Annotated in this window: 23 protein-coding genes; 12 read left to right on the forward strand and 11 right to left on the reverse strand. The window is 61.6% G+C overall.

The annotated features are described in order from the left end of the window. Positions 1-73 precede the first annotated feature (73 nt). The 4 genes from BR71_RS07035 to BR71_RS07050 all read right to left on the reverse strand — a co-directional run bounded on the left by BR71_RS07035 (position 74) and on the right by BR71_RS07050 (position 6,011). The gene (locus tag BR71_RS07035; protein WP_162179196.1) at positions 74-805 is read right to left on the reverse strand and encodes a DUF1120 domain-containing protein; all 732 of its coding nucleotides are present in this window, start codon (positions 803-805) and stop codon (positions 74-76) included. 539 nt (positions 806-1,344) lie between these two features. After that, the gene (locus BR71_RS07040) at positions 1,345-2,157 is read right to left on the reverse strand and encodes a DUF6671 family protein (protein ID WP_052370398.1); all 813 of its coding nucleotides are present in this window, start codon (positions 2,155-2,157) and stop codon (positions 1,345-1,347) included. After that, on the reverse strand, positions 2,150-4,519 hold the full coding sequence (locus BR71_RS07045) for a YbcC family protein (RefSeq protein ID WP_052370399.1): 2,370 nt from the start codon (positions 4,517-4,519) through the stop codon (positions 2,150-2,152). Before BR71_RS07045 ends, BR71_RS07040 begins: the two co-directional genes overlap by 8 nt. Further along, on the reverse strand, positions 4,512-6,011 hold the full coding sequence (locus BR71_RS07050; RefSeq protein WP_052370400.1) for an NADH-quinone oxidoreductase subunit L: 1,500 nt from the start codon (positions 6,009-6,011) through the stop codon (positions 4,512-4,514). Before BR71_RS07050 ends, BR71_RS07045 begins: the two co-directional genes overlap by 8 nt. Before the next feature lie 96 nt (positions 6,012-6,107). On the opposite strand from BR71_RS07050, the gene BR71_RS07055 reads away from it, so the two are divergent. Both BR71_RS07055 and BR71_RS07060 read left to right on the forward strand, forming a co-directional pair. After that, positions 6,108-6,989 carry a LysR family transcriptional regulator gene (locus tag BR71_RS07055; protein ID WP_043634741.1) on the forward strand — a complete coding sequence of 294 codons (882 nt, stop codon included), beginning with the start codon at positions 6,108-6,110 and terminating at the stop codon, positions 6,987-6,989. Between the two features lie 287 nt (positions 6,990-7,276). Further along, positions 7,277-8,041 (forward strand): EAL domain-containing protein, encoded by a 765-nt coding sequence (locus BR71_RS07060; RefSeq protein WP_043634745.1) that lies wholly within the window; start codon positions 7,277-7,279, stop codon positions 8,039-8,041. Positions 8,042-8,139: 98 nt separating this feature from the next. On the opposite strand, the gene BR71_RS07065 is transcribed toward BR71_RS07060, so the two are convergent. From BR71_RS07065 to BR71_RS07080, 4 genes are all read right to left on the reverse strand, one after another. Next, complete coding sequence (locus BR71_RS07065; RefSeq protein ID WP_052370402.1) at positions 8,140-9,906, reverse strand: putative bifunctional diguanylate cyclase/phosphodiesterase; 1,767 nt, start codon at positions 9,904-9,906, stop codon at positions 8,140-8,142. A 5-nt stretch (positions 9,907-9,911) separates the two neighbouring features. Continuing rightward, positions 9,912-10,358 carry a response regulator gene (locus BR71_RS07070; protein ID WP_114152904.1) on the reverse strand — a complete coding sequence of 149 codons (447 nt, stop codon included), beginning with the start codon at positions 10,356-10,358 and terminating at the stop codon, positions 9,912-9,914. Next, on the reverse strand, positions 10,355-11,830 hold the full coding sequence (locus tag BR71_RS07075) for a sensor histidine kinase (protein ID WP_043634749.1): 1,476 nt from the start codon (positions 11,828-11,830) through the stop codon (positions 10,355-10,357). Before BR71_RS07075 ends, BR71_RS07070 begins: the two co-directional genes overlap by 4 nt. Before the next feature lie 104 nt (positions 11,831-11,934). Then, a complete protein-coding gene (locus BR71_RS07080) occupies positions 11,935-12,744 on the reverse strand; it encodes an IclR family transcriptional regulator domain-containing protein (RefSeq protein ID WP_043634753.1) in 810 nt (269 codons plus the stop codon). A 164-nt stretch (positions 12,745-12,908) separates the two neighbouring features. Between BR71_RS07080 and BR71_RS07085 the strand changes: the two genes are divergently transcribed. From BR71_RS07085 to pcaD, 5 genes are all read left to right on the forward strand, one after another. Continuing rightward, positions 12,909-13,601: a 3-oxoacid CoA-transferase subunit A gene (locus BR71_RS07085; RefSeq protein WP_043634756.1), complete on the forward strand. Its 693-nt coding sequence runs from the start codon at positions 12,909-12,911 to the stop codon at positions 13,599-13,601. After that, entirely contained in the window at positions 13,594-14,253 is a 660-nt protein-coding gene (locus BR71_RS07090; RefSeq protein ID WP_043634759.1) for a 3-oxoacid CoA-transferase subunit B, read from the forward strand. The genes BR71_RS07085 and BR71_RS07090 overlap by 8 nt, the downstream gene beginning before the upstream one ends. Beyond that, positions 14,250-15,452, forward strand: coding sequence for a 3-oxoadipyl-CoA thiolase (pcaF, locus tag BR71_RS07095; RefSeq protein WP_043634762.1), 1,203 nt, complete (start codon positions 14,250-14,252; stop codon positions 15,450-15,452). The genes BR71_RS07090 and pcaF overlap by 4 nt, the downstream gene beginning before the upstream one ends. Positions 15,453-15,534: 82 nt before the next feature. Further along, positions 15,535-16,875 (forward strand): MFS transporter, encoded by a 1,341-nt coding sequence (locus BR71_RS07100; RefSeq protein WP_043634765.1) that lies wholly within the window; start codon positions 15,535-15,537, stop codon positions 16,873-16,875. A 15-nt stretch (positions 16,876-16,890) separates the two neighbouring features. After that, positions 16,891-17,670 (forward strand): 3-oxoadipate enol-lactonase, encoded by a 780-nt coding sequence (pcaD, locus tag BR71_RS07105; protein WP_052370403.1) that lies wholly within the window; start codon positions 16,891-16,893, stop codon positions 17,668-17,670. Between the two features lie 45 nt (positions 17,671-17,715). Here pcaD and BR71_RS07110 read toward each other — a convergent pair whose 3' ends face one another. Next, complete coding sequence (locus BR71_RS07110) at positions 17,716-18,306, reverse strand: TetR/AcrR family transcriptional regulator (RefSeq protein WP_043634768.1); 591 nt, start codon at positions 18,304-18,306, stop codon at positions 17,716-17,718. Between the two features lie 135 nt (positions 18,307-18,441). Between BR71_RS07110 and BR71_RS07115 the strand changes: the two genes are divergently transcribed. Beyond that, on the forward strand, positions 18,442-19,641 hold the full coding sequence (locus tag BR71_RS07115) for an MFS transporter (protein ID WP_043634771.1): 1,200 nt from the start codon (positions 18,442-18,444) through the stop codon (positions 19,639-19,641). A gap of 28 nt (positions 19,642-19,669) precedes the next feature. Here BR71_RS07115 and BR71_RS07120 read toward each other — a convergent pair whose 3' ends face one another. Continuing rightward, entirely contained in the window at positions 19,670-20,365 is a 696-nt protein-coding gene (locus BR71_RS07120; protein ID WP_196783770.1) for an NAD(P)-dependent oxidoreductase, read from the reverse strand. A 130-nt stretch (positions 20,366-20,495) separates the two neighbouring features. Further along, complete coding sequence (locus BR71_RS07125; RefSeq protein ID WP_043634779.1) at positions 20,496-21,398, reverse strand: LysR family transcriptional regulator; 903 nt, start codon at positions 21,396-21,398, stop codon at positions 20,496-20,498. A gap of 93 nt (positions 21,399-21,491) precedes the next feature. Here BR71_RS07125 and BR71_RS07130 point away from each other — a divergent pair, with 93 nt between their 5' ends. From BR71_RS07130 to antA, 4 genes are all read left to right on the forward strand, one after another. Next, entirely contained in the window at positions 21,492-22,643 is a 1,152-nt protein-coding gene (locus tag BR71_RS07130; RefSeq protein ID WP_279625730.1) for a muconate/chloromuconate family cycloisomerase, read from the forward strand. Between the two features lie 35 nt (positions 22,644-22,678). Continuing rightward, positions 22,679-22,969, forward strand: a complete 291-nt coding sequence (gene catC, locus BR71_RS07135) for a muconolactone Delta-isomerase (protein ID WP_043634782.1) — start codon at positions 22,679-22,681, stop codon at positions 22,967-22,969. A gap of 73 nt (positions 22,970-23,042) precedes the next feature. Then, positions 23,043-23,954: a catechol 1,2-dioxygenase gene (catA, locus tag BR71_RS07140; RefSeq protein ID WP_043634785.1), complete on the forward strand. Its 912-nt coding sequence runs from the start codon at positions 23,043-23,045 to the stop codon at positions 23,952-23,954. Positions 23,955-24,140: 186 nt separating this feature from the next. Then, positions 24,141-25,529: an anthranilate 1,2-dioxygenase large subunit gene (gene antA / locus BR71_RS07145; RefSeq protein ID WP_043634788.1), complete on the forward strand. Its 1,389-nt coding sequence runs from the start codon at positions 24,141-24,143 to the stop codon at positions 25,527-25,529. Positions 25,530-25,531: the final 2 nt, after the last annotated feature.

Consider the following 25,531-nt stretch of genomic DNA (forward strand, 5'->3'; position numbering starts at 1 on the left):
GGCAAGCATGCCGCCGGCCCGTATTCAAGCGCGCTGACTCAAGACTTATTCAGCGCTGATTCGCTCAAGCAAATCACTGGTAATAAATAGTGAAAGTACCTTTGCCATCCAGTTTGGTGTCGTCCTTCACATTCAAGCGTCCCTTGATGTTCAATGCCGCTGCCACCACCATGGGGAACTCATGCACGGTGGCTACCGCAGGGGTATTAGTCGCTTTTCCTTTGATGGCAAAAGTGGTGACATTGCCGCCGATGTAATGCGGATCAAGTGGGGTGGTAGTCGTCTCTCCCCAAGAAACGCCATTATTAATTGAGTACAATAGTTTTCCGGTTTCGCCCACTTCATCATTAGCTTTATTGGTTGCTTTCAGCTTGTCGAACTCCATGCTCAGCCACCATACGCCCAGCTTTCCCATTGCCACATCGTTCCCCAAACCCATGGTTTGATTGTTGGAAAAGGCTACCGCATGGCTGCCGGCAGGATTAGTTGGCAGAGGAATTTCGGTTATCAACAAGGGCTTGCTCTCCGAGCGTGCATCGGTGATGCGAATGCCCAGCGCGGTATCCTCCAGGCAGGTTACTGTCAGGCTGACTTTTCGATCCTCCAGAGTGGTCGCCGCGTTAGTGCCCAGTTCGGATACCTGAATATCGCCATAATCGATGACCGCACCGCCGCTCAAAGTCGGCGTGCACGAAGGCGGCACCAATTTACCGGTAATCAGCAAATCCGCGCTATTTGCCGAAGCCAATTGCGACACCCCAGAAAACGCAACCCCCAACACCAAAAGCAAACTTTTATATTTCACAAAAACCTCCACATGAAAAATTGGCAATAATTCAGCGTCACCTCAGATGATGCTTTGTTATTGCAAAAAGCTTGCTGTCACCAGCAGCAAATCCCGCTTCACTACCGCAGCAAGTGGCGCCGAGAATACGTATTTAAAACAAATGCATCTATAAGGATTTCCTTAAAGCGATAGTTTTTTATGCCTAAAGCAATATTTCCCACTCGCAATTACTGATCCTTCGTCACATTAATCCATTGAAAAATCATTCCAAAAATAAAAATAAATACAAATGACTTGCCATATGCATCATGAAAACGAATGACATTAATATCTGGAGGTCATGTGCGGTTAACATGTTAGGCAAACGGCAACCGCCTCTTGCCTTCCATTGCCACGAGCAATCAGCAGTCAAGCCAAAAAAGTCGTAGAAGGCGAGATAAGGCGAAAACAGCTGAGGAAGTGGAATGTTCGCGCGGCACGCGGGCATTTTGAATGCCTGCACTTATCGCACAAGGTCTCTAACGGCGCGGAGCAGATCGTGAACAGGTTTTATAAGGCTAGGGATTGCAGTTGTCGCAGTATTGCGGTGAAACCGCTACATGTAATCGCTGTTCACGCCGGTATTGACAGCATGGGCATTGCCAGCGGCGAACACTGGCTTGGCTGGTGAGCACGCCGCAGTCTTTGCATGGGGCGCCGGCTAGTGGGGAGATTTCGCCAAAACCCAGCGCCTTGCACGCTGGACATGTGCAGATCAGTCTTTCCGCCAATACAGCGGCGCAGCGTGCGATCATCGCCATGCGCGTTGGATTGCGATGGGCGCGCATATCGCTTTCCAGATGCAGAGGCCCGTCGACGAGATACAGGGCAAGATGCTCTTGCAACGCCGCTTCGTCTACTAATCCCTTATGGAAGGCTGCCTCGCCGGGTCGGCCGACAATCAAACCGTGTGTCGGAAAGCCTGATAGGCGAAGAATGTCGGGCAAAGCCGCCAGATGGCTCAGCGTCCAGCGGCAGAAATTGGTTTCTGGACCGCTCACCCAGGCTTCCACCGCGTATTGGCGCTGCGCGTCCCAGCACAGCAATAATTCGGCGCCCCAGCCGCAAACACCCAGCCACGGGTCGCCGCCGAAGCTGCCTTCGCTGCCAATGCCATAGCGCAAGCCGCTGAACTCACAAGCCAACTTGGCCTTGGCCAGCGCTGCGTCTCGCTGGCTGCCTGCGCGCGGAACTTCGCCGGTAAAAGTGCCCAGGCTGTCGGTGTCGAAACTATCCACCAGCGTCAGGCCCCAGCCAATACCGTCAAGTTTGGGGGCGATGGCGGCATGCTTGCCGTGCCGGGTCAGCAAGGCGGCGTGACATTCAGTCATGTTTCCATTCGCCGTCGGCATGCCAGCGCAGCGGCGTGTCGCCGTGCACGCAATACAGGTGCAGCCAGCCGTTTTCCGCCAGTTGGCGCGGGATGGGCTGCGCCGCCAGCGCTTCCGCCAGCTTGTCCGGCGGCGCGTCTATGCAAGCGGCCAGCCGCAGCGGAGCGTGGCGCAGGCGCTGGCCGTCATGGACGGACTGCCAGGCTAAGCCAATGCGCAAATCGCCGCTATTGCCTTCGAACACGCCGATGCGGCCGCCCACCACATTGTGAAGCAGCTTGTTGCCGCTGCCAAAGCGGCGCGGGTCTACCGTGGAGGCGAAGTATTGCATATTGATCCAGTGAGCCACCACCATGGGCGCGGCAAGGATAGCTTGCAGTCCTTTGCCGTCCGGATCGGCGCGCCAGTCGTATTCATGCAGGAAGGCTCGGCCGTCCAGGTCCAGCTTCCGCGTCTTGGCCCGCAATGCGGCGATGAACAGCGCATTGCCCGCCAGCGCCCATTCGGTCCGTGTTTCCGCCCAGTCGTCGCCCTTCTGTCGCATTTTTTTCAGCAAAATGGAGTCGCTCGCTGCCGGCTCCAGACCCAATAGCGGCGCGCGACGCCGCCGCGCCAAGGCAGAGGCCGCCCGCAACTTCGCCTGCAGCTCGGGCAGGCGCGCGTGCGCCTCCGCGCGCAGGGCGTCGGTATCCAGCAACAGGATTTCGTCGCTGTGGGTAAGGTGTAGCGCGGGCAGGAATGCCGTGTCGGCGGGAATGGACTGGCCCTGCTCCGCCAGCCGCGTGCGCAAGGCGGGATCGTTGAGCCAGTTGGCCAGGAGCCGCACATGCTGGTGACCGCCATGACCGCCGCAAGCGCCGCATTGTAACGCCGCCGCTTGCGGATTATTGCTGGCGTGGCTGGCATGGCCGGTCAGCAGCACCCAAGGCGCCAGCACGCCGGACAGCCCCATGGCAGGCAGCAGGCCAGAGACAATTTCCACGCGTTTTTCCAGGCCCAGTTGGTCTTGCGGCACTGGTTTGGCCGCCTCTGTCGTAAGCCAGGGGTCGAGCTGAGGCAGCGTGGCTTGATAGCTGCGCGTTTTGCTGCGCCGGATCAGCGCGGCCAGCTTGCCAAGACCGGCGCTTTCCACCAGGGCGAAGCCGGAGAGAGGCAAGCGTTGGAAGGTCTGCCAGCCGTGTCGCGTTATAAGGGGCTTAGGCTCAAGCGGCGTGCTCGCCTCCCAACCCGGCGCTAGCAGCACCGGCAGGCGCGGCAGGGCCGTCTCGCTGCCTGGTACACGGTAAGCCAGCGGCAGACCGAAAAATCCGGCGAAACCATGAGTGCGGCTTTCAGGAATGGTTTCCTCCAGTGCGCGGCGCAGCGGTTCGGAACGCACATCGATGCAAAACACCGCTTGCATTGCCGGACGCATGGCCTCTTCCGTAGACGATTCACGGCACAACGCCTGGGTTAACGGACCATGCAGCGCCAGCTCATGGGCTCGCTGCCAGATCAGCAAGCGCGCGTCGGCGCGGCCATGCCGGCGCCGATCCCAATCGCGGCGCCAGGCCGCCCAGGGGCTGTCCGGCGCGCGCATGCCGTCGTCGAGCAAACATTCCCAGGCTATCTGGATGGCTAATAGCTGGCGCAGGTGGCCGTCGCTTTCGCCGTTCAGCCCTGCCTGCCAGTTTAGATAGGCGCACCAAGCCGCCCAGCCATTATTGCGCATCAATAAAGCCTGCAGCCAAGTCGTCAGCCATGATGACTCCGGTTGCAGCTGCGTGAGACCAACCGTCAGCATGGCTTCCGCGTCGCCGGGCAGCTGCTCGGCACGCAGGCGAATCTGTTCCCGCCGTTCCGGCAAGACGCTCAGACCGTAAGGTTGGCGTATCTGTTCCAGCCACGCCGCATAAAAGCCATGCTCATGGTCAAGGTGCCAGTTGGCCTGATCGCGATCAAACCAAGCCGCACAATACTGGCTGATTTGCTGGATAACGACATCTGTCCAGCTTTGCACATTAAGCGGCCCGGCCGCTTCGCGGTGATAAGTGGCCAGCGCACCCGGCGACAAGAGCGAATCGCTGTCGCTTTGGGGGGGCGCGGCGTCCAGCCAGGCTTGCACGCCGTCGGTCCACCCCGTTTCCGATAGCGCAACCTCCAATGCGTCTGGGCTGATTTCACCACGTCGCCAAGCATCCATATATTCATTTTGAGGCAGGTGCAGCGGACTATTGGCTGCCTGGCGCAAGGTATCGGCAGCTTGGTGAAAGGGCTGGTCTCGCAGCCCCCAGTAGGGCGAACTGGCCACCAGGCTATCCAGCGGCCAGGCCGGCGCGATAGCGGCCAGGGCTCGGGCTATGGCTTGTTCATGCTCAGTCACGGCGGCTCTCCTGCAATTGGGGCCATTTCAGGAGCAAGGGAATGGCTGGGCCTTGAAGGCGGCGGCCCAGCATGCACCACCATTCATCCAAGTAAAAACCGGCGAAAGCCCGCGGGTAGATCCGACGCGCCAGCGCGCCTTGCGGATGGCGCAGCAGCCAGCCTTGCAACAGAAAAACGAAAAGGAACATCCCGGCCAGCAAGCTCTGGGCCCACTCCGGCGGAGTCGGGCCATGTAACGGCAGGATTTGGGCTGCCAGGATGTGTAGAAACAGATAAAACTGGGTCAAGATTATGGCTGTTATCCAGCCAGCCCAGCCGCGCAGCAGCGCGCCCATGCCCAGCCCTATCACCAACCAAAACAACGGAGGCAACGCCGCGACGGATATCCAGCGCTGCCACAGCCATTGCGAGACGCCCAGCAACAGCACCGCCAGCAGTCCCCTTGCCAAGTAGGCGCAAAGACTTGCGGCGGCTTTCTCTCCTCGCATATGTTGCGTTGTGGTGTTGCGCACGGCCTCACCCGTGCATAGAAACGCGTGAGCCTTATAGAACGAGTGAGCAAGCAGATGCAGCAAGGCCAGCGAATACCAACCCATGCCAATTTCCAGCAGCATGAGGCCCATCTGCGCGCAGGTGGACCAGGCCAAATGCAGCTTGATGCTGATGCGCGTAAGCATGACCACACAGCACAGCAGCGCACTGGCGCCTCCCCACAGCATCAGCAGGATATTGGCTTGCGGCGCGGCCTGCAGTATCGGCGCCGCTTTAATCAACACCACGCCTCCCAAATTGACTACTCCGGCGTGTAGCAGCGCCGAAACCGGTGTCGGGGCTTCCATCACCTGAGTGAGCCAACCATGAAAAGGCAGCTGGGCGGCCTTGATGGCCACCGCGGCGGCCAGCAGCAATCCAGCCGCCGCCGCGTAGCCCTGAGCGTCGCTTGCCAGCGGCGTCTGCGCGTCCGGCGACAAACTCAAGCTGCCCCCGGCGTAGGACCATGACAACAGCGCGCCAAACAACAGCAGTTCGGCCAGCCGGCTTGCGCGCCATTCACGGCGCGCGGCCAGTTGTGCGGCTGGACGGTCAGGATAAAAAGTGAGCAGCGCCTGCAAAGACAGGCTGCAAGCTATCCAGGCCGCCGCCATCAGCATGAGATGGTTGGCTAGCACCACCACCGTCACTGCCGCCAATAGGCTGCCGATGGCGCGCAAAAAGCGCGCCTGACCCGGCTCGCCTTGCATATAGCGGCGCGAATAGCGCAGTACCATCCAACCCAGCAACTGGATCAGCGCCTGCATGAGCCAAGCGGCGGAAAACCAGGGCGCAGGCTGTGACATGAATATCGGAGCAAGCAGCAGCAGACCGCCGCCGATGGCGGCAAATTCGGCTGCTCGCCAGTGGCGAGGCAATGCGCGGCCAGGCCACAGGGTGGGCAACAACCAGGCCAGCGCGATAGCGAACGGCAGCGCGGCCAGCAGGGTTTGGGGCATGATGAGCTCCGTTGTTTAAGCTGATTGCACTTTGCATGGCGAATTGTGTTCAGTAAAATAGATTAAATATCACTTTTTATTCTTTTTTTTAGAACGATGATCCGGCTCAACTACCACCATCTTCATTATTTCTGGGCTGTTGCCAGCGAAGGGCATCTGACGCGTGCGGCGGAGAGACTGCATGTTTCGCAATCGGCGCTATCGGCGCAAATCCGTCAGTTGGAAGAGCAACTAGGCCAGCCGCTGTTTCTGCGCGAAGGCCGCAAGCTGCAGTTGACGGAGCTAGGTGCGGTGGTGCTGCGCTACGCCGAGGAGATTTTCGCGCTGGGCAACGAACTATTGGCCGTCGCGGCTTCAGGCCAAGGGCGTGGCACCTTGCGCATAGGCAGCGTGGCGACGCTGTCACGTAATTTCCAAGAATGGTTTTTACAGCCGGTGCTGAAAGAAGCCGATGTGCGGCTAGTACTTGAGTCTGGCAGCCTGAATGAATTGCTTCAGCGGCTCAAGAGCCACGAACTGGACGTGGTGCTGTCCAACCGGCCGGTGCTTGGCGACGACAAACAATCTTGGCGCTGCCGCACGCTGGCGCGCCAGCCGGTAGTATTGGTGGGGCCGCCTCGGCCGGAGGGGCTGCCCTTCCACTTCGAGCGCGACCTGCCGACGCTGCCTCTGCTGGTGCCTAGCCGCAAGAGCGAGATTCGCTTGCGCTTTGACCTACTGTGCGAAGAGCTGACCCTACAGCCCGCTATCCGCGCCGAAGTAGATGACATGGCCATGTTGCGACTACTCGCGCGTGACGCGGGCTGCGTAGCTTTGCTGCCTGCCATCGTGGTCAAAGACGAACTGGAAAAAGGGCTGCTACAGCAATATTGTGAAGTACCGCAAGTTGAAGAAACCTTTTATGCCATTACCGTGCAGCGGCGCTCATTGTCGCCATTGCTAAAAAAATTATTAGAAACTGTCGCAAAAACGGGTTAAGTGCATTTAAAAACACCGCCCCCAAAAATTGTCGCCTGCAAAAGCGGCCCTAAATTTTGAACAAGTTATTGGGTTTACAAGGCAAAAATTATATTTTTCAAGAACATAAATCCCATTTGTCATTATAAAAAATTGAAATTATGCCGCCGGGTACTATACTGATATTGATTGCCAATTAACCGCTACAGTCGCCAGTATTTCTAGAGAGTCCTGCATGGGTTTGCGTGCAAAACATTTAACCACTCTGAGGCAGGGCAAATATCATATTAAGCTTAATGAAAAAATCCATGGAAAGTACCAAAATGCTCGATGATTTTAGTTGTTCGAATTGTAAAAACCTTACCGCTCTTTCTTTTGATTTCACCATGGCTTTTCAGCCAATTTTAGATGCCAAGACTATGAGGCCGATTGCTTTTGAAGCCCTTGTGAGAGGCGTAAATGGTGAATCTGCATCAAGTGTTTTGGAAAAAATTGATGATACGAATCGATATCGATTCGATCAAGCTTGCCGGGTAAAAGCCATTGAACTGGCCTCTCGCCTAGGCCTGGCGAAAGATTCAAGCTGCAAGCTAAGTATTAATTTTTTGCCAAACGCAATTTACAATCCATCCGCTTGCATTCGCGCCACAATGGAGGCCACGAAAAAATTTGGCCTCCCCCACTCCAGGTTGATATTTGAAGTCACTGAAGGGGAAAAGGTTTCAAACAGCGCTCACCTAAAAAGAATATTCGACGAATATCGTCGCATAGGGATGATGACGGCCATTGATGATTTTGGAGCGGGATATTCAGGCTTGAATCTTCTTGTGCAATTTCAACCCCACATAATAAAACTCGACATGGAGCTCACCAGAGACATCCACTTGGACAACACCAGGCAGGTGGTTGTGGAAGCCATTGCGCTTGCATGCAAAAAGTTAAATATAAATATTATGGCCGAAGGAATAGAAACCCAAGGAGAAGCTGAGTTTCTTTCGACGATTGGAATAAACTGGCACCAAGGATTTTACTACGCCAAGCCAGAGATAGAAGCTTTGCCCCTGTTTAAATGAGCAAGGCAATTTGCAAGAGCTTTATTTTAACAATAAAAATCGACATTGTTTTGTTTTTCAGCATTCCCAACGAGTACGGCTTCCGTTGTGAACGCCAATCAAGCTCGTCTCTTGCCGCGCTCCCACATTTCCCGCCACGGCAACACTTTAGCCGCAGGCATGGGTTTGGCAATGCTGTAGCCCTGACCCAAATAGCAGCCTAGCCGCATCAAGACTGGCCAATATTTCTTGCGCTCAACGCCTTCGACAATAAAATCAATGGCGCGGCTCTGGCAGAATACCGCCATGCACTGAATCAACGAGGCGTTGAAGGAGCCCGGTTCCAATCCCTGCGCAAACGCTTTGTCCAGCTTGATCTCGGTGATTGGACAGTTTTTCAGGTAGGTAAAAGAAGTGAAGCCCGCCCCAAAATCGTCTATCGACAAGGACACGCCATGGGCGTGAAGTTGTTCTATCATCGCCTTAGCCTTGACCGGATTGATGACCAGCGCGGTTTCCGTCAATTCCAACACCAGCAGACTGGGTGGGATCTTGTAGCTGGCCAGCCGCGCCATCACCTCTTCCACAAATCGACTATCTTCCAGCATCCGCGCGGAAATGTTCACCGCCACCTTGAAGGGGTCCCGCAGCTGGTTGATCCATATCTGTTGCTGGGACAGCACCAGTTCCAGCGTCAAATAAGTGAAACGGCTCAGTAGATTGCAAGATTCCAGCGTGGGCATGAAGTCATCGGGGTTTACCTGTCCCTGTATCGGGCTATTCCATCTGACCAAGGCTTCGAAGCCGACCACTTCCTCGGTGTCCAGCCGGACCTTGGGCTGGTAATGCATTTCCAGTTCCTTGTGCTGGAGCGCCCGGGTTAGCTGGGTAATCAAGGCCTGAGTGGTTTGCCCCGACTTGGGCCAGGGTTTGTCGTTTTCGCCCGCGTACAAGGCAACAGAGCCGAGATTGCTTTTTGCCTGATACATCGCGATATCGGCGCAAGACAACAGCTGGACAGGGTCGCAGCCATGTTGCGGGCACATCGCCACGCCGAAGGAGGCGCCTATCGACAAGGCGTGTTCGCCCACCAGAATCGGCGCGTCAAGGGTATGCCCCACTTTCTCCGCCAAGGCCAACGCGCATTCCGCTCCATCCACCTCCAGCAGCAAGGCGGCGAACTCATCGCCGCCCAGGCGAGCGATGGTGTCCGAGCCTCTGAGCAGGCTGGCGAAGCGCGTGCCCACTTCCCGCAGCACCAAATCGCCGGTCTGATGGCCGAGTTTATCGTTGACCTCCTTGAAGCGGTCCAGATCTATCATCAACACGGCAAACGGCAACTGATTGCGAGCGTGCAATGCGCACAACTGCTCCAGGCGATCAAGAAACAGATTGCGGTTGGGCAAATCAGTTAGCGAATCGTAGAGGCTGCGGTGTTGCAATAGCAGCTCGGTTTCACGCAGCTTGGCTTGCATCGCCGCCACCCGCACGCCGTCGCTGATGGTTTGGCGCAGCCGGTCCTCGGTCAGCTCGAACTTGGGCAGGTATTCGTATACCCCCAGTTTGATGGCCTCGGCGGCAATGCGCTCATTGCCGGTGCCGGTGACCGCCACGATCAGGCAGGATTGATTGCGTTGCTGGATTGAGGGCACTAGTTCGCGCCCGTCGCCGTCGTCCAGTTTGAAATCCAGAAAAACAAAGTCAAACAGCTCCCGGCCCAGCAGACTCAAGGCGCTGGCCTTGGAGTCCGCTTCCAGGATTTGAGAGCATAAGGCGTTTCTGTGCAGCAGGCGGATGATGCGCTCGCGGTCGACGTCGTCGTCGTCCACTACCAGCACGCTGACTTGCTGCGGCGCCTCTTGCAGGCACTCGACATCGTCGATCATTGCGATTACCGGGCCGGCAAAACCACGGACTGGGCGTAAGAATGCAGTAGATCCATCAGTTTCACGAACTGCGGACCCACGGCGGATTTCATCATATAGCCCGCCACGTTTTCCTCGTAAGCGCGCATGCGGTCCGTGTCCCGCGACGAGGTGGTCAGCACGAAGATCACCGAATTGCGCAACTGGTTGTCGGCGCGGACGGTTTCGAGAAATTGAAAACCGTCCATCCGCGGCATATTGAGATCCAGCAAAATCAGAAAGGGGCTGGTGATCCGCTTGCTGTCGTGCGTTCCCCGCAGGATTTGCAAGGCCTCAAGGCCATCGCAGGCGGTCACCATATTGCACTCAAGCCCTTGGCGGCGCACGCCGCGCAATACGCCTTCAATGGCCACGTCATCGTCATCCACCAGTAGAACCGTAATGTCGCTTGATATCACCGCGCTTGCCATCATTCCATCTCCTTGAGCGGAAACCGCGGCCAGCGGATACGGAAACAAGCGCCGCCCAGCGTGCCGTTTCGATCCAGAACCACGGAGCCGCCATTGCTGTTGACCATGCGGCGGGTTACCGCCAGTCCAACGCCATGCCCCGCCGCCTGGCTGCTGGCGCGGTGAAACAACTTGAAAATACGCTCTTCAGAGCCCTCCGGTACGCCAACGCCGTCGTCTTCCACCGTGAACAGATTAAAGCGCCCTTCTTCCTCCACCGTGATGCGAATCACGCCTTTGCCTCCGCCGTGATGCTTGCAGGCATTGGACAGCAAATTGCGGATCGCCAAGGACAGCGGCGTGCGGGCGGCGGGAAACGGCCTGGCGTTGATTTCAACCTCCAGCCGGAAATCGGGGGAAATATCGAGAAGCTCCAGGGTTTCGCGCACCAGTTGGCCGGGGTCGATCTCTTCGATTCGTTCATCCTGACGGCCTGCCCTCGCGTATTCCAACAAGTCTTCTATCATGCGTTCAGCGCGGGCGATGCGCTCTTCGGCCCGGGCAAAGTTTTTCTCTATGTCCGCGCTGAGCTGGGACGGATCCAAATCTTCGCGAATCCACGAAATCAGATCCGCGATGCCGCGCAAAGGCGAGCGCAAATCATGGGAGGCCACATAAGTGAACTCCTCCAGCTGAGCATTGGCCTGCTGCAGCGTTTCCTCAAATTTCTTGCGCAAAGAGATGTCGGTGATTGCGGCCAACACCTGCCGCTCCCCTTCGGTTTCCAGCGGGGTCAGCCCCACTTCCACCGGAAATTCGCTGCCGTCCCGGTGCTGGGCCAGCAGGTCGCGCCCGGAGCCCATCGCCCGCACTTCCGGCGCCTTGGCGAAGGCGGAGCGCAAAGCCGGGTGGCCGTTTCTCACGCGCTGCGGCAGCAGCACCTCCACGGGCTTGCCGACCAGCTCGCCTGGCGGATAACCAAACATGGCGTCCAGTGCTTGATTGGTCATTGAAATCCTGCCATCCGCGCCCGCCATCAGCAGGCCGATAGGCAGTGAAGACACCACTTTGGAAAAGCGATGCTCAAGCCGGCGCCGCGGCGTGATGTCGCTGACAAAGGCCACCGCGCAGACTTCGTCGTCGTGCGGCATCGAACCCAGGCCGATTTCGATCGGGAACTGGCGTCCATCTGCGTGTTGGGCAAACAGCTCGCGGCCGCTGCCCATGGTTCTGGGCGTGGGATTGGCAAAAAACAGCTGACGAAAATCTAGATGGCGTTCGCGAATATCCGCCGGCAACAGCATTTCCACCGGCTGTCCAAGGAGCTGGGCCTTACTGTAGCCAAACATGTTTTCCAGCGCGCTATTGACGTAGAGCATGCGTCCATCGGCCGCCACCACCAACACCCCCACCGGGGCGGCCTCTACGACGGAAGCCAGGCCGGCATTACCGGCGGCGCCCGCGGCAGGAACCTTTTCCGGAAATTTGAACGACATCTCGCCCTGCTTTCTCCTATGTTTTATTGCTGTAGGTTTAGCATAGGGTTTTCTCAAGCGCTGTTAATTCTGATGTCCTATCCGCTTCATCGACAACGCTTTGCTCAAGCAAGCAGCAAGGCCAGTTCCGCCGCCGCCTCGCGCAGCACCGGCAAGATGCGCAGCAACAAATCCTCGCGGCTGACGCGCGCGGCCTGCACGCCGACATTGATCGCCGCCGCGGCGCGGCCATCGCCCCCGATGATGGGCACGGCAATGGAACGCAGACCGATTTCCAGTTCCTGATCTATCAAGGCGTAGCCCTGCTCCGCCACCCTCGCCAGCTCCGCCTCCAACTCCGGCCGCTCTACGATGGTGTGCGGCGTGTGCTGGACCAGCCTCGCCCGGTCCAATAGTTGAGCGAGCTCGGCGGCGGGCAGCCGGCTCAGCATCGCTCGGCCCATTGATGTGCACGTCGCGGGCAAACGGCTGCCTATATCCAGATCCACCGTCATGATTCGGCTGGTGAAGGCACGCGCGATATAGAGGATGTCGTCGCCGTCCAGGATGGCGATAGAGCTGGATTCGTTGACGCTGCTGCTGACGTGGCGCAGCACAGGCTGGCCGGCGCGCGCCAACGGCGTTGAGCCCAGATAGGCGTGGCCCAGCGCCAGAATGCGCGGCCGCAGGGCGAAATGGCGGCCGTCCTCGCTGTCCACGAAACCCAGCTTGTTCAAGGTGTACAAGCAGCGTCGCACCGCTGCGCGAGGAATGCCGGTGCGCTGGCTGATCTGCGAAGTGGACAGCAGGCGCCGCTGTGCGGAGAACGCCTGAATCACCGCCAAGCCCCGCGCCAGCGAGGCCATGTAGTTGGGGTCGCCGCTAAAGGTCTCTTCCACGCCTTCTTCGGAAATGGGGTCTTGCCGCTGTTGCATCTTGCCTCCTTTTTTTCATCTTGAGCGATTACCGCACACTATTGTGATCATCGTATTGACCCCGCGGCTGGCCGGCAAGCATGCTGAATGCGCGATTAAAGTTATTTGGTTCGATAATCGCACAACCTCTTTTATGGCTGCACGCAGCCCGCAAAGGACAGTCGATGATAGATAAAACGGTAAGCTCGCCCGCCGCCGCCATTGCCGACATCCACGACGACGCCACGGTAATGATTGGCGGCTTCGGCGTCGCCGGCCAGCCGGCGGAATTGATCGACGCGCTGATAGACCATGGCGCGCGCAATCTCACCATCGTCAACAACAACGCCGGCAACGGCGAAACCGGGCTGGCCGCCTTGCTGCGGGCACGCCGGGTTCGCAAGATCGTCTGCTCGTTTCCGCGCCAGGCGGACTCCCAGGTGTTCGACGCGCTCTACCGCGCCGGCGACATCGAACTGGAATTGGTGCCGCAGGGCAATCTGGCGGCGCGCATCCAGGCCGCCGGCGCCGGGCTGGGCGCCATCTTCACACCCACCGGCTACGGCACTCTGCTGGCGGAAGGCAAGGAAACCCGCCGGATCAATGGCCGCGACTATGTGCTGGAGCTCCCCATCCACGCCGACTTCGCGCTGATCAAGGCCTGCCGAGGGGACCGCTGGGGCAATCTGCAATACCGCAAGGCGGCGCGCAACTTCGGCCCCATCATGGCCGCCGCCGCGCGCCAGACCATCGTCCAGGTGGGGCAGCTGCTGCCGCTAGGCGAAATGGACCCGGAAACCGTGGTGACGCCGGGCATCTTCGTTCACAAGCTGGTTTGCGTCGGCGGCCAGTTAACGCAAGGAGGCCGGCATGAATAAACGACTGAATCGCGAGCAGATGGCGGCGCGGGTGGCGCGCGACATCCCGGAGGGCGCGTACGTCAACCTGGGCATTGGCCTGCCCACCCGGGTGGCCGACTATCTGCCGCCGGAGCTGGACATCTTCCTGCACAGTGAAAACGGCCTGCTGGGCATGGGGCCGGCGCCGGCTCCAGGTCAGGCGGACCCAGACCTGATCAACGCCGGCAAGGAGCCGGTCACGCTATTGCCGGGCGGCTGCTTTTTCCATCATGGCGATTCTTTCGCCATGATGCGCGGCGGTCATCTCGACATCTGCGTGTTGGGCGCCTTTCAGGTATCCAGACGCGGGGACCTGGCCAACTGGCACACCGGCGCGCCGGACGCCATCCCGGCGGTGGGCGGCGCGATGGACCTGGCCATCGGCGCCAAGCAGGTGTTTGTGATGATGGAGCATCTGAACAAACAGGGCGAATGCAAACTGGTGGAAACCTGCAGCTACCCTCTGACCGGCGTGGCTTGCGTACACCGTGTGTACACCGACCTGGCGGTGATAGACCTCCGCGACGGAGAGTTGCTGGTGCGCGAATGCGTACCCGGTCTGGATTTCGATGAATTGCAGCGGCTGACTCCGGTTCGGCTGACCGACGCCCGCCAAGGAGATGTCCAATGAGACAGGCTTATATCTGTGACGCCATCCGCACGCCCTTCGGCCGCTACGGCGGCGCGCTGTCAGCCTTGCGCGCCGACGACCTGGCCGCCCTGCCCTTGGCCGCCTTGCAGCAACGCAATCCGGGCGCGGACTGGGCCTTGTTGGACGATGTGCTCTATGGTTGCGCCAACCAGGCCGGCGAAGACAACCGCAACGTGGCGCGCATGGCCGCGCTGCTGGCCGGCCTGCCGGCGTCCACCCCTGCCAGCACGGTCAACCGCCTCTGCGGTTCCAGCCTGGACGCCATCGGCCAGGCCGCGCGCGCCATCAAGAGCGGCGAAGCCGAATTGCTGATCGCCGGCGGCGTGGAGAGCATGAGTCGCGCGCCCTATGTGATGGGCAAGGCGGACAGCGCTTTCGCCCGTAATCTGCGCATAGAGGACAGCACCATGGGCTGGCGTTTCGTCAACCCCTTGCTGCGCGAGCGCTATGGCGTGGACTCAATGCCGGAAACCGCGGAAAACGTGGCCGAGCAGTTCCGCATCTCGCGCGCGGATCAGGACGCCTTCGCGCTGCGCAGCCAGCTGCGAGCCGCCGCCGCGCAGGAAGCCGGCCGGCTGGACGATGAATTGATGGAAGTGCTGATTCCGCGCGCCAAGGGCGAGCCGCTGAGTTTCACGCGCGACGAACACCCGCGCGCCACCTCTCTGGAAGCGCTGGCTCGGCTCAAGGGCGTGGTGCGGACCGACGGCAGCGTCACCGCCGGCAACGCCTCCGGCATCAACGACGGCGCGGCGGCGCTGCTGCTGGCCGGAGAAAACGCGCTGAAACGCCATGGGCTGACGCCGCGCGCGCGCGTGCTGGCCATGGCCAGCGCCGGCGTGGAGCCTCGCATCATGGGCTTCGGCCCGGCCCCGGCCATCCGCAAAGTCCTGGCTCTGGCCGGGCTGCGCCTCGACCAAATGGACGTAATCGAACTTAACGAGGCCTTCGCCGCCCAGGCGCTGGCTGTATTGCGAGACCTGGGCTTGCCGGACAACGCCGAACACGTCAATCCCAACGGCGGCGCCATCGCCCTTGGCCATCCTCTGGGCGCCAGCGGCGCGCGCCTGGCCGCCACCGCGCTGTACCAATTGCAACGCAACGGCGGCCGTTATGCGCTGTGCAGCATGTGCATAGGCGTCGGTCAAGGCATCGCGCTGATCATCGAGCGCGTCTGAAAACCTGTTCGCCGTTCACCGCGCGTCGGCTAGCGCTACACGGCGAGAGCCGACCGCGCGCCCACTCTCATAGGAGCCTCCCATGCAGAACAAGCCTATGGATATCAGCGAGTTCATCGACGATAGCCCGCTGTCCCGCTATCAAGTCATGGTGCTGACGCTGTGTTTTCTCATCGTGCTGCTGGACGGTTTCGACACCGCCGCCATCGGTTACATCGCGCCGGAGCTGATTGGCCAATGGGGTATTACCCGCAGTCAATTGGCTCCGGCTTTCGGAGCCGGCTTGTTTGGCATGCTGGTAGGCAATTTCGCCTTCGGTCCGGTGGCGGACCGGCTGGGCCGCAAACGGGTCTTGCTGCTGTGCACCTTGATCTTCGGCCTGGGCACCTTGACCTCGGCGCAATCCGAATCGATAGAAACGCTGGCGCTGTTGCGCTTTATCACCGGTATCGGCCTGGGCGGCGTGCTGCCCAATTGCATTACGCTGAGCTCGGAATACTCCCCTGCCCGCCACCGCATGTTGCTGGTGACGCTCAGCTACGCGGGGTTCACCGCCGGATTGGCGCTGGGCGGCGGCGTCGCCAGCCAGATCATCCCGTTATGGGGTTGGCAAGGCGTACTGGTGGCTGGCGGTCTGGCGCCTCTGCTCTTGCTGCCCTTCATGGCATGGCTGTTGCCGGAGTCCGTGTGCTATCTCGCCGGCAGGCCGGAACAGGAAGCCGCGCTGCGCCGCATCGTTGCCCGCATCAATCCGGACCCACATTGGCAAAGCCAGTCCTTTCGCCATGAAAACGCGGCGGCGTCCGGCCGCGCCTCGGCCAGTCTGCTGTTCGTCGCCGGCGCTCGCGCCCGCACTTTGCTGTTGTGGCTGACTTTTTTCTGCTGCTTGTTCGTGTTTTATCTGCTGACCAACTGGATGCCCACCATTCTGCGGGACCATGGTTACAGCACGGCGCAAGCGGCGCGCATCAGCGCCATGGTGCCGTTGGGAGGCGCGGTGGGCGGCGTGGTCATGGCCATGCTGATCGACCGGATGGGCGCGCGCCGGGTGCTGCCCTGCTTGTGCTTGCTGGCTGCGCTGGCCCTATCCGCGGTGGGCGCGGCGTTGAGCGACGGCGGCTGGCTGTTCGCCACGGTGTTCCTAGTGGGCTTCAGCCTGACCGGAGCCTTGAACAATTTGAGCATACTCGCCGCCACGCTCTACCCCACCCAAGCGCGCGCCACCGGGGTAAGCTGGGCGCTGGCGGCCGGCCGCGCCGGCTCCATCATCGGCTCGATGACCGGCGCTCTGCTGCTTTCCGCAGCGGGTTCGGCGCACGGTTTCTTCGCTTGGGCCGCCGCGCCGGTGCTGGCCGGCGCGCTAGCCTTGTTCGCGATGGCGCGGCTGGATGCGGCGCCTGCGGTTTTGAAATCCCAGACATAGGTAAAGGAGCCCGTCATGCCCATGCTGAAACTCGCCAGCCATTCGCTGCACTACCAACTGGACGGCCCTCCGTCCGCGCCGGCATTGCTGCTGTCCAACTCCCTCGGCACCACGTTGGACATGTGGCGGCCGCAACTGGCGGCCTTGAGCCGGCGTTACCGCGTGCTGCGCTACGATACCCGGGGCCACGGCGCCAGCACAGCCAGCGCCGAGTGCGGGCTGGCAGACCTCGCCGGCGACGCCCTGTCGCTGCTGGATGCGCTGGACATCGAACGCGCGCACTTTTGCGGCATTTCCATGGGAGGCCTCACCGGCCTGTGGCTGGGCGCTTACGCGCCGGAACGCCTGCAATGCCTGGTGGTCAGCAATAGCGCGGCCAAGATAGGTAAAAGCGAAGCCTGGCGGCAGCGCGCCACCCAAGTGCGTGCCGACGGCATGGCGGAATTGGCCTCCAGCGCGCATCTGCGTTGGTTCAGCCCCGATTTTTGCGCCAAGGCGCCGGACACCGTCGAGCAGGCGCGCGCCTGGCTTGCGGCCACCTCGCCGAGCGGCTACGCCGCCTGCTGCGAGGCGCTGGCCGACGCCGACCTGCGCGCGGACTTGCCGCGCATCGCCACGCCGACTTTGCTGATCGCCGGCCAGCATGATCCGGTCACCACCGCGGCGGAAGCCGCAGCCATGGCCGAGTGCATGCCGAACGCCCGGCTGGCGCTGCTGCCCGCCTCCCACCTGTCCAATCTGGAAGCCCCGCTCGCCTTCGAACAGGCGGTGCTGGCTTTTCTAGACGCGCGCTGAAACGAAGCTGTCTATGAACCTGCCAAGACTGCTCTTCAGGGTGCCCTACGCCTTTAGCCGCAAGCCCTCCAGCAAGGTCTCCAGCGCGTCCAGCGTCTGAGCTAGCGCCTCCGGCTGCTCGGCGCCGGACACCCAGCAGGCGCCTTCCAGCAGCGCGCCGTTGATCAAGCGCGCCAGCGCTTGGGGATTGGCGTGGCGAATCAGGCCGGCGTCCATCAGCGCGCGCAAGCGCTCGGCGGTGGCGCTGACGCACTGCCGCTGACCGGCCTGAACATATGCGGCGCCCAGCGCAGCCGGCGCATCGCGCAGCAAAATGCGTTGCGCCTCCGGCTGTGTGACCGCTTGCAGGTAAGCGCGACAACGTCGCTTGAAACCCTGCCACGGGTCTGCCGCCTCGCGCTCCGCACGCGCGAGGCCGGCCTCGATCTCGGCGTCCAACACCTGGGCCACCGCCAACAGCAAGCCTTTTTTGTCTCCAAAGTGGTGGTAGAGCGCGCCACGGGTCACGCCGGCGGCGGCGGTCAACTCGTCCATCACCGTCGCGGCGTAGCCATCGGCGCCAAAACTGCGGCGCGCAGACTGCAGCAGCCGGTTCCGGGTTTCCTCCATGGTTTCGCTGCGCGTTTTGCCTGCCATCGTGTTCTCCTATTTCCGCCTGGGTCGTCACACCGCATTTGACATACGGAATGTATGTCGATTAGTTTAACATACGTCGCGTATATTAAAACAGCGAACGAGCTGTATTCACATCGCCCGTCACAAGGAAACCCGATGGCCAACCCCTACCTTAGCCTGTTCTCCCATCCCGGCAGCCTGGCTTTCTCAGCCGCCGCCTGGGTGGCGCGGATGCCGATTTCCATGACGGGTATCGGCATCATCACCATGTTGTCGCAAACCTCCGGTTCCTATTGGCTGGCCGGCGCCGTCGCCGCTACCTTCACTTTTTCAATGGCGCTGCTGGCACCTCAGGTCTCTAGATTGGTGGACCGCTACGGCCAGCGACGGGTGCTGCCGGCGGCCACCGCGCTCAGCGTGACGGCCATGCTGGGCTTGTTGTTCTGCAGTTGGGCGCAATGGCCGGTGTGGACCTTGTTTGTTTCCGCCGCCCTCGCCGGCTGCATGCCCAGCATGTCGGCGATGGCTCGCGCGCGCTGGACCGAGATCTATCGCGGCTCGCCGCAACTGCACACCGCGTTTTCGCTGGAATCGGTATTGGATGAGGTTTGTTTCATCGTCGGCCCGCCCATCGCCGTCGGTCTGAGTGTGGCCGCGTTTCCACAGGCCGGGCCCTTGCTGGCCGCTGTGCTGCTGGCAGGCGGCGTCGCCGCCTTCTGCGCGCAAGCCGGCACCGAACCGCCGGTGCATCCAGAGGCGGGGGAGCGCCACGGCTCGGTCGCTTCCTTGGCCGGCATGCAGGTGCTGATCCTGGCCCTTGTGGCGCTGGGCGCCATCGCCGGGGCCGTGGACGTGATCAGCGTCGCTTTTGCCCAGCAGCAAGGGCAACCGGCGGCGGCCAGCATCGTCTTATCGGTGTACGCGATCGGCTCCTGCCTGGCCGGCCTGTTGTTTGGCGCGCGCAAGCTCAACATGCCGCTGCCGCGGCTCTTCGTTCGGGCCGCCGCCGCTACCGCCTTGGCCACCCTGCCTTTGCTGCTGGTCTCCAATCTTTGGTTGCTGACCGCCGGCGTTTTGCTGGCAGGCGTGTTTTTCGCTCCCACCATGATCGTGGCGATGGGTTTGGTGGAAGAGATGGTCTCGCCGACGCAACTGACCGAGGGCCTGACCTGGCTGATCACTGGTCTCGCCAGCGGCGTGGCGCTGGGCGCGGCGGTGACGGGTTGGGTAGTGGATCATGCAGGCGTGCGCGCCGGCTTCGGCGTGACTCTGGCCGCCGGCGTGCTGATGGCGTTGATTGCGCTGGTCGGACAGAAGCGGATAGCCTCTCACTATTTGCAAGAGCAAGCAGCCTAGCCGGCTAGCATCCAACGGCAAGGACGCGTCAGTCCGCCGCTGCGGCGATGGCGGCCTGCGCCGATGGAGTTTGGCGACCGACGATGGCCGGCGCCCGCCGGATCAGAGCCTCATCTTCCAGCGCCGTAACCATGAAGAGGGCGAAGTCTGTTCGGCGCGTGAGATTGCTGTTCAACACGGCATCGCCAACATGTTCGCTCCACAAAGGCAGGCCCTGGCTGACACCCTCTTCCAGATTGCTGCCGCGCACCACGGTCCACTGGGTGTCACTGGCGAAGATCAAGTTGCAAGCCCGAACCTGATCCTCGATTTCGCCGACGCGAAACAAGCGTAGCAGCCAGCCGCCTATCGACACCGCCAACCTAAGGGACAATGGGTAGACATCCTGGCCGTCGCGGCTGATGTGCCAGCCGCAGGAAAATACCAGCCGCGCGCCGACCGGGGCGAAATCCAGCACAGCCCGAGCGGTGCCCGACGAGTAATGCTTCATACCCCAAGGCACCAGCACGGTTAATACACCATCGCAGCCGGCCACGGCCCGTTGTATGAGCTGACGATCGTCGCTGGCGCCGGGCATGATCGTGATGCGGTCCTTGAAGCGCTCCAGCTTGGGTGCGCTGACCGCGCGGCAAACCGCGACCACCTCGTAACCCCGGTCCAGCGCATGCTGAACCATGTATTGGCCCAGTTTGCCGGACGCGCCTATGATGCATATTTTCTTCATGGCTCCCCCTGTCATTGAATTGAAAAACCTCGCCGCGCGAACGCTTATTGCGGACTGCTCACCGTCACGGAACGAAAAACACACTCTCCCTCTCGCCCTGCAAATGAATGTCGAAACAGTAGCCCACCCTCTATTTCTCCAGAGCCTCCTCGCGCGGCAACAGCTCGCTCAGCAAGCGCCGGATCAGGGCCAGTTCTTCTGAACTGTCTCCGCGCCGCGCGCTCATGATTAGCGGCGACGCCAGGCCCTCGTCCTTTAGCGGCCGGTAAACCACATCGTCTCGGCGTAGCCGCAACACGCTCGCCGGCACCACGCACACGCCCATGCCGGCGGCCACCAGGCCCAGTGCGGTTTGAAGTTCGCGCACCTCCAGCGTGTAAGCCGGCTCCAGCGCGCGCTCGCGGAAGGCGGCCAATACTTGATCGGCGTAACTGGGGCGAGGCTGGCGCGGGTAGATCAGCACCGTTTCCTCCGCCGCGTCGCGCAGGTGCAACGGGGCCTCCAGCCTTGCCAGCGGATGCTCCAGCGGCAGCGCCAGCCACAGGGCTTCCTCGGCCAGCACCTCACGCTCCACCGCCGGGTCGTCAAACAATAGCCGGCCGAAGCCGACGTCGATGCGCCCGGCTTTCAAGGCCTCCACCTGCTCCAACGAAGTCATTTCCAGCAAGGACAGCTCAATGTCGGCATGGATGGCGCGAAAACGGCGTATCACCTCCGGCAGCGGCCGGTACAGAGTGGAGCCGACATAACCTATCACCAGCTGGCGGCGCGCCAGCGCGATCTTGCGCGTCATCGCGCGCATGCCCTGGGCCTGGGCCAGCAGATTGCGCGCCTGGGCGTAGAAGAAGCGGCCGGCCTCGGTCAGCTGCAGCGGCCGCGCGCCGCGGTCCAGCAGCAACAGGCCCAGTTCCTCCTCCAGTTGCTGGATCTGTCGGCTTAGCGGCGGCTGGGCGATGTGCAGTCTTTCCGCCGCGCGGGTGAAGTTGAGTTCCTCGGCGACGGCGACGAAGTAGCGCAAATGGCGCAATTCCATTCAATACCTCACAGGTATGAAAGCAGACGAAAACGGTGTTGGACCCGCGGCTCTACAGGCTTGCATGATATCCGAAACCACGGGAGCGCAATCTTGATACCTGATACCGCGATAGACACGGTGGAGACCATCTTGGTCGATCTGCCCACCATCCGCCCGCACCAGCTGTCGGTGGCCACCATGCGCAGCCAGACGCTGGCTCTGGTGCGCATCCGCTGCCGCGATGGGCGGGAAGGCTGGGGCGAAGCCACCACCATAGGCGGGCTGCAATACGGAGAGGAAAGCCCGGAAAGCGTCAAAACCAATATCGACCGCCACCTTGCGCCGCTGCTGCTGGGCGAAGACGCTCGCGGCGTGGGCCGACTGCTGGTCAAGCTGCGTCGCGGCGCCCGCGGCAACCGTTTCGCAAAATGCGCGCTGGAAACCGCCTTGCTGGATATCCAGGCGCAAAGATTGGGTGTGCCGATGAGCGACTTGCTGGGCGGCCGGGTGCGAGACAGCCTGCCAGTGGCCTGGACCCTGGCCAGCGGCGACACCGGCCGCGACATCGCAGAGGCCGAGGACATGCTGGAACGGCGCCGCCATCGCGTGTTCAAGCTGAAGATAGGCCTGCGCGCGCCGGAAGACGACGTGGCCCATGTGCTGGCCATCTGCCGCGCGCTGGACGGCCGCGCCAGCGTGCGCGTCGACGTCAATCAGGCCTGGAGCGAGATGCAGGCCGAGCGCGCCATCGCCCGGCTGCAGGACGGCGGCGTGGAACTGATCGAACAGCCTGTGCCGCGCGAACACCCCGCCGCGCTGGCGCGGCTGGCGCGGCGTTTCGAGGTGCCCATCATGGCGGACGAATCCCTGCACGGCCCGGCGGACGCCAACCAGTTGGCGCGCCTGGACGCCGCCGACGTGTTCGCGGTGAAAATCGCTCAGTCCGGCGGCTTGTTCGCCGCGCGGCAGGTGGCCGAGATCGCCGCCGTCAATGGTCTGGGCCTTTACGGCGGTACCATGCTGGAGGGCGGCATCGGCACCATCGCCTCGGCCCAGTTGTTCGCCACTTTCGAAAAGCTGGACTGGGGCAGCGAACTGTTCGGCCCGCTGTTGCTGACCGAGGAGCTGCTGACCGAGCCTCTTTGCTACCGGGATTTCGAACTGCACCTGCCTTCCGGCTCCGGACTGGGCGTACGACCGGACCCGGACAAGCTGGCGATCTTGCGCCGCGACCGGACCGCGCCGCGGCTGCATGCGGTCTGAACCCGACAAGCCTCTGAAAAGCCAAGGAGACCTTCATGCTGTTTCATGTGGAAATGCAAGTTAACCTGCCCCACGACCTGGACCCGGAACGGGCCGCGGCCTTGAAACTGGACGAGCGCGAACGCGCCCAGGCTCTGCAGCGCAGCGGCCAGTGGCGCCATCTGTGGAGGCTTAGCGGCCAGTACGCCAACATCAGCGTATTCGATGTCGCAGACGCAGAGGAGCTGCATCAATTGCTGTCCAGCTTGCCGCTGTTCCCCTTCATGCGCATTGAGGTTCGGCCCATGAACCGGCATCCGTCGAGCATCCACGCCGACGACCGCTAGGCACCCGCCCAGTTGGTCCACCACGGCGGAATCAAAACACAACATCCCCGCCCGTCAACAAAGGAGAAACACCATGGAACGCGCCGAAATCGACGCCTTGCTGCAACGCTTCGACCAACCCGCCACCGAGCAGGCCAACCCGCGCACCCGCGCCATCGTCAATCGCTTAATGCGCGACCTGTGCTACGCGATCGAGGACTTCGACATCCAGCCGTCGGAGTTCTGGAGCGCGGTGGGTCTGCTGGCCGACGCCGGCCGCAGCGGAGAACTGGGTTTGATCGTGCCCGGGCTCGGGCTGGAACATTTCCTGGACCTGCGCGCCGACGAGGCGGAGCGCAAGGCCGGCCTGCTCGGCGGCACGCCGCGCACCATAGAAGGCCCGCTCTACGTGGCCGGCGCGCCCTTGTGCGAATGCGAAGCGCGGCTGGACGATGGCACGGACGACGGCGAGCCCTTGTTCATGCGCGGCCAGGTGCTGGACAGCGCCGGCCAACCAGTGCCGCATGCTCTGGTGGAAGTGTGGCACGCCAACAGCCTGGGCAATTACTCCTATTTCGACCAGACCCAGAGCGCTTTCAACCTGCGCCGCAGCATCCGCACCGACGACCAGGGGCGCTACCGCTTCCGCAGCATCATGCCCTGTGGCTACAGCGTGCCGCCGGACGGCCCCACCGACCGCCTGCTGCGGCAGCTGGGCCGCCACGGCCACCGCCCGGCTCACGTGCATTTCTTCGTTTCCGCACCGGGCTTTCGCAAACTGACCACCCAGATCAACATCCAGGACGATCCGTATCTGTGGGATGACTTCGCCTTTGGCTCGCGGGAAGGGCTTGTGCCTGACATTCAACGCGTCAGCGCGCCGGAGGAACTGCGTCAGAGCGGCGTCGGCAAGCCTTTCGCCCGCATCGAGTTCAACTTCACCCTGCACCGCGAAGCGGCGCCGGTCCCCTCCTCCGAGGTAAGCCGCGCCCGCGCCCAAGTCTAACGCCGATTGAAACCGCGGCTCGCCGCTCCGCGCGGCGGGCCAGCCGGAACGCAGAACCTGTTCAAAGTCTCGCGAGCCAAGGCGAAACAAGCGAAAACGGCTGAGAAAGTGGAATGCGCGGGTGGTTAATGCCACACCGCCGACGCGGAGCAGACGTTGAACGGGTTCTCAGATAAGGACATTACGATGAGCACAACCTTCCGCACCACGGAGCAATGGCGCAGCTTCGTCAGCGGCTGCCTGGACTTTCGCCCGGACGACGGCGTCTACCGCATCGCCCGCGACATGTTCACCGACGCGCAGCTGTTCGATCTGGAGATGGAGCTGATCTTCGAGAAAGTCTGGATTTACGCCTGTCATGAAAGCGAAATCGCCGCACCCAACGATTTCATCACCGTGCAGGCCGGCCGTCAGCCGCTGATCGTCAGCCGAGACGGCAACGGCGGGCTGCACGCGCTGATCAACGCCTGCCAGCACCGTGGCGCCACCCTGGTGCGTCAGTGCAAGGGCAATCAATCCACCTTCACCTGCCCGTTCCACGCCTGGTGCTACAAGAACGACGGCCGTCTGCTCAAGGTCAAGGCCCCGGGCGAATATCCGGCGGACTTCGACAAGGCCGCCCGGTCGCTCAAACAGGCGCGGGTTGCCAGCTACAAGGGCTTCGTCTTCGTCAGCCTGGACCCGGACGGCGCGGACTCGCTGGAAGATTATCTGGGCGACGCCAAGGTCTTTTTCGACATGATGGTGGCGCAGTCTCCCAACGGCGAGCTGGAAGTGCTGCCCGGCAAATCCAGTTATACCTACGATGGCAACTGGAAGCTGCAAAACGAAAACGGCCTGGACGGTTATCACGTCAGCACTGTGCACTACAACTACGTGGCCACTGTGCAGCACCGCCAGGAGGTCTGCCGCCAGCAAGGCGAGGCGCAGGCCGCCACGCTGGACTACAGCAAGCTGGGCGCCGGCGACGCCGCCACCGACGACGGCTGGTTCTCCTTCCCCAACGGCCACAGCGTGCTATTCAGCGACATGCCCAACCCGGCGGTGCGGCCCGGCTACGCCGGCATCATGCCGCGCCTGGTGGCCGAGCACGGTCAGGCCAAGGCGGAATGGATGATGCACCGGCTGCGCAACCTCAATATCTATCCCAGCTTGTTCTTCATGGACCAGATCAGCTCCCAGCTGCGCATCATCCGCCCGCTGGCTTGGAACAAGACTCTGGTGCAAAGCCAGTGTCTGGGCGTCAAGGGCGAATCCGCCGCCGACCGCGAGAACCGCATCCGTCAGTTCGAGGACTTTTTCAATGTGTCCGGCATGGGCACGCCGGATGATCTGACCGAGTTCCGCGAAGCGCAACGCGGCTTCCAGGCGCGGCTGGAACGCTGGAGCGACATCTCGCGCGGCCACCCGCGCTGGCAAACCGGCGCCACGCCCAATAGCGAAACCCTGGGCATCGCCCCCTGCCTGACCGGGACGGAAATCACCCATGAAGGCCTGTACGTCAACCAGCACAGCGCCTGGCGGCAGTTCCTGCTGCAAGGGCTGGCGCGGCGCGCCGCCGCCGAGGGAGCCTAGCG

Source organism: Chromobacterium haemolyticum DSM 19808 (genome assembly GCF_000711885.1).
Lineage (GTDB): Bacteria > Pseudomonadota > Gammaproteobacteria > Burkholderiales > Chromobacteriaceae > Chromobacterium > Chromobacterium haemolyticum.

Bases quoted from the DNA above. Each gene is read 5' to 3' on its own strand.
- BR71_RS07115 (WP_043634771.1), top strand. From the start codon at position 18,442: ATGGCCAACCCCTACCTTAGCCTGTTCTCCCATCCCGGCAGCCTGGCT.
- BR71_RS07080 (WP_043634753.1), bottom strand. From the start codon at position 12,744: ATGCAACAGCGGCAAGACCCCATTTCCGAAGAAGGCGTGGAAGAGACC.
- BR71_RS07065 (WP_052370402.1), bottom strand. From the start codon at position 9,906: ATGATCGACGATGTCGAGTGCCTGCAAGAGGCGCCGCAGCAAGTCAGC.
- pcaD (WP_052370403.1), top strand. From the start codon at position 16,891: ATGCCCATGCTGAAACTCGCCAGCCATTCGCTGCACTACCAACTGGAC.
- catC (WP_043634782.1), top strand. From the start codon at position 22,679: ATGCTGTTTCATGTGGAAATGCAAGTTAACCTGCCCCACGACCTGGAC.
- BR71_RS07050 (WP_052370400.1), bottom strand. From the start codon at position 6,011: ATGCCCCAAACCCTGCTGGCCGCGCTGCCGTTCGCTATCGCGCTGGCC.
- BR71_RS07070 (WP_114152904.1), bottom strand. From the start codon at position 10,358: ATGATGGCAAGCGCGGTGATATCAAGCGACATTACGGTTCTACTGGTG.
- BR71_RS07085 (WP_043634756.1), top strand. From the start codon at position 12,909: ATGATAGATAAAACGGTAAGCTCGCCCGCCGCCGCCATTGCCGACATC.
- BR71_RS07125 (WP_043634779.1), bottom strand. From the start codon at position 21,398: ATGGAATTGCGCCATTTGCGCTACTTCGTCGCCGTCGCCGAGGAACTC.
- BR71_RS07100 (WP_043634765.1), top strand. From the start codon at position 15,535: ATGCAGAACAAGCCTATGGATATCAGCGAGTTCATCGACGATAGCCCG.
- BR71_RS07110 (WP_043634768.1), bottom strand. From the start codon at position 18,306: ATGGCAGGCAAAACGCGCAGCGAAACCATGGAGGAAACCCGGAACCGG.
- BR71_RS07055 (WP_043634741.1), top strand. From the start codon at position 6,108: ATGATCCGGCTCAACTACCACCATCTTCATTATTTCTGGGCTGTTGCC.
- BR71_RS07120 (WP_196783770.1), bottom strand. From the start codon at position 20,365: ATGAAGAAAATATGCATCATAGGCGCGTCCGGCAAACTGGGCCAATAC.
- catA (WP_043634785.1), top strand. From the start codon at position 23,043: ATGGAACGCGCCGAAATCGACGCCTTGCTGCAACGCTTCGACCAACCC.
- BR71_RS07040 (WP_052370398.1), bottom strand. From the start codon at position 2,157: ATGACTGAATGTCACGCCGCCTTGCTGACCCGGCACGGCAAGCATGCC.
- BR71_RS07060 (WP_043634745.1), top strand. From the start codon at position 7,277: ATGGAAAGTACCAAAATGCTCGATGATTTTAGTTGTTCGAATTGTAAA.
- BR71_RS07075 (WP_043634749.1), bottom strand. From the start codon at position 11,830: ATGTCGTTCAAATTTCCGGAAAAGGTTCCTGCCGCGGGCGCCGCCGGT.
- BR71_RS07090 (WP_043634759.1), top strand. From the start codon at position 13,594: ATGAATAAACGACTGAATCGCGAGCAGATGGCGGCGCGGGTGGCGCGC.
- pcaF (WP_043634762.1), top strand. From the start codon at position 14,250: ATGAGACAGGCTTATATCTGTGACGCCATCCGCACGCCCTTCGGCCGC.
- antA (WP_043634788.1), top strand. From the start codon at position 24,141: ATGAGCACAACCTTCCGCACCACGGAGCAATGGCGCAGCTTCGTCAGC.